Here is a 3,493-nt window from a genome sequence, read left to right as displayed (position 1 = left end):
TCATTTTCAACGGTTTTAGCGAAGGCGTGATCGCGCATAGCCATGATTAAAAGCTTTGGTGACAGTGGTTTATCGGTGTGCCAAGCTGGGCACTGAGATTGGCAGCGACCGCACTCTGTACACGAAGACATATCCAATAAACCCTTCCAGGTTATATCGGCGCGTGTACCAAGACCAAAGACGTCATCATCTTTCGGATCTTCAAAGTTAATAACTTCGCCATGCGACAACATCGCCGGCAATGGCCCAAGGGAAGATTTACCATCAGCGTTGCGCCGAAAGAAGATATTAAATGGCGCTAAGAATCGGTGCCAAGCAACACCCATAGTTAAGTTACTGGCGATGACAATAAACCAGGCCATCGATACAACAATTTTAATAGTTGCGACTAACTGAACCGTGGATGTGAGTTGACCAAGTGACCACGATTTAAACATCGATGCGATAAACCAAGTCGTTACATAATGACGATTCCACTTAGTCTCATCGGATAATGCACCCTCTAAACCGCGCAAGGCGATGACACAGAAAACAATGACAAGAATTGTCGCCTCAACGTAGTAACCCTTGACCATTCCAGAGCCGTAAAAACGTGACGTGCGGCCCTTCTTAACAAAACGTGTAACTTGGCGAATTCCAATTAAAGTAACAATTCCAATGCCTGTCGCCCAAGCGATTAGCTCAGTGAAGTATTCATATGGCCACAAATGTCCGATAACTGGAAGTGCGAACTCTGGGTTAAATAATTGACCATAGGCGGTAATCAATGTTCCAAACAAAACAACAAAGCCGACCATAACAAACCAGTGCGCAAAGCCAACAATGGTGAAATTAAACATCTTGGTATGGCCGAAGATCTCTCGAGCTGCCATGCGAAGGCGCTTACCGCGATCGTTGCTTCGAGTTGGATCAGGCTGACCCTTCTTGTAGATACCTATTAACTGCCGGGTTCGAACCACCATAAGGGCGAGGGCAACAACAGTGATTCCATAGGTGATAACTACGAAGAAAAGGTTCATAGAGACATATTAACTCTTCAAATCGGGCATAACATCGGGCTCAACTACCTATCTAAGTGATTAATAGCAGTCAATGTTTCACTTCGCATGGATCTACCTAGTTGGGCTGAAGTGGCATTCCGCCATATGAGATTTATCAGAATAGAAAGTCGCCTATTCCGAGGAGATAGAAGAGCCTGAAACAAAGAGAGTACAAGGTACTTCGTTCCATGGGACCTTGCTGAAACCCAGAACAAATATGCTGAATGGCTCTGGGCCAAATTTTGGGTAAATCTAGCTTGATATCGCAAGCACAAAATATTCAAATTTCGTCCCAACTCATTTGTATCGGCATGCCACTGGCCTGTATTGATCCGGTAATACAAACCAACTTGAGGTAACAGAATAATCCTTCCAATATCTGCCAACCGAAGAGATAGATCCAAACCTGATGAGGTAGAGAGAGAAGAATCAAACATCTCATCATCCAACAGCATGCCTCGACGCAGCATCCCCACTGATTCTAATCCTCCCCCAAACCCACTCATAAATAACCACCGCTTATTCATTCTCGTGGGATTTCTATGGCGAACGACACGGGGAGTAGAAAAATGATCCTTAAAAATCGCAAACGCCGAAAGTACCAAGATCGCATCGTGATCACTTTCTAAAGCGTCAAACTGTAATCGCAGCTTATCCTTTGGCCATAAATCATCTGCATCAAGAAAAGCCAGGTACTTGCCCGTCGCAATCCTCACGCCATGGTTTCGGGCGGCGGTTTGTCCAGAATTCTCTTGAGAGACTAGATTCCAATTACCAGGGTTAGCCTTAATAAAATCTTTAACTTTCTCCATACTGGAATCTATTGAACCATCATCAACAATAATGCATTCCCAATTTTCAATATCTTGTTCAATAACACTCCTGAGAGTGCGTTCAATGAACTCCTCTTTGTTGTACAACGGAATAATTACCGATATATCAACCGACATTCTTTACCCTTTTAAGTACTTTTGTGATTTGTAATGTCAATATAAAGTAAACACAAACCATCGCAAGAGGCACCCCAAAAACACCGAAAACTAAAGACCCGAGAGTTATAAATGAAATGGACAAAAGAATAAGGAGTAGAGAGATTTTAGATATCTCTGATTTACCACCCCGAGCTATAAGTTCGATCGCCTTGATTTGGTAGTTTCCTCTTAGAACCTCTTGGGCTACGAATAGAAACCCAACGGAAAGGGGAAGAAGCCATATATCGCCAAAAACAAACTTGATGAATAACTGAGCGCACAATGCGAAGAGAACCCCGGCAGCAATGATGGCTAGTACGGTTCCAGGGTCAGAAGAAATCCCTTTTTTCGCTTTTCCTTGATGGTGACGCAAGAGATTTAACTTGGCTGCCGTATCTGGAAAGAATCGAGCGAAAGAGATGATACTGGATAGCAATGCATACTTCGCGAGAATTCCGATAGGTAAAATTAAGCCGATGATGAACCTGTCAATCCGATCAACTAAACCATTTGCAATTCCAAACAAGTGCTGTTGGCGGCTCTGTTTAAGAATACTTCGCACCCCACTCGAAAGTAAAGAGAAGTTGACTGAGAAGGAATTAAGAAAAACTGCACCAGTCGCGAATGAGATGAGGGCATAAGAGAATATAAAGCCTATAAATACACTAATAATTAAACTAGTCTGACTTAATGTAATAAAAAAGGTCATTGTGGCAATTTGGACGGCAACTGTTGTAAAGTCGAAAATGGTTGCAAGTTTCAAATTATTCATTGCAAGCAATGCATCTTGATAGCCCATATTTACGCAAGCAAAGAAACTATAAACAAAACACACCACATAAATAGGACCGGGAATGTCGGTTTTCAAATAAGAATAGAAAAATAGAAGGCAACAGTTCAAAATTGCAACAATAATTCCTGCTAACCCGATAAGAGTTAAAAAGCCGAAATACTCTTCATCTCTAATTTCATCCGGGGCCTTATTTCGAAGCGCTAATGAAATTCCGGAAGTAAAAATATAAGTCAGAATTAAGGCAGAGACCATAATGAAAGCAAGGACTGATCTCTTCTCAACACCAAGGATTTTTGTGTAGCTAAGGGCCAGGGCCAGGGCTAGTCCTGTCGAGACGCCGCGAGTAGATACAAACCAGCGACTTGGACTGCCTCCGAAGGTTTGACGTAGTCCTAACACCCTCAAACAGTAACCAACCCAACTCATTGAACTCTTCCAAGGGGAGTGGGATGTCCGAGCTGCTTCGAAGCAGCGGCTTGTCCGAGGTTCCAGGCAAACCCAATGTAGGTGGGAATGTCCGAACTGCTTCGAAACAGCGGCCTGTCCGAGGTTCCAGGCAAACCCAATGACTGTGGGAATAAGTTCCGCAGCTCCTAGGTTTACATAATTGACAAACCTGAGTCGCTTCGACTCAACCTTTTGGGTAGAATGGACTCAGGTTTAAAGCAGGCCTCGACCCTACCCCAGGC

The 3,493-nt window shown here is 43.5% G+C and carries 3 protein-coding genes; all 3 read right to left on the bottom strand.

Translation table 11 applies throughout. The features are described 5' to 3' along the window. Positions 1-1,019: (Fe-S)-binding protein (locus tag WCO51_11265; protein ID MEI6513834.1), on the bottom strand; the 1,019-nt coding region annotated here is incomplete at its 3' end. 44 nt (positions 1,020-1,063) lie between these two features. Beyond that, positions 1,064-1,990, bottom strand: a complete 927-nt coding sequence (locus WCO51_11260) for a glycosyltransferase family 2 protein (GenBank protein MEI6513833.1) — start codon at positions 1,988-1,990, stop codon at positions 1,064-1,066. Continuing rightward, positions 1,980-3,230: a hypothetical protein gene (locus tag WCO51_11255; GenBank protein MEI6513832.1), complete on the bottom strand. Its 1,251-nt coding sequence runs from the start codon at positions 3,228-3,230 to the stop codon at positions 1,980-1,982. The genes WCO51_11260 and WCO51_11255 overlap by 11 nt, the downstream gene beginning before the upstream one ends. Positions 3,231-3,493 lie beyond the last annotated feature (263 nt).

It is taken from the genome of bacterium, assembly GCA_037131655.1.
Classification (GTDB): Bacteria; Armatimonadota; Fimbriimonadia; order Fimbriimonadales; family JBAXQP01; genus JBAXQP01.
This window is presented reverse-complemented; position numbering and strand designations above follow the sequence as displayed.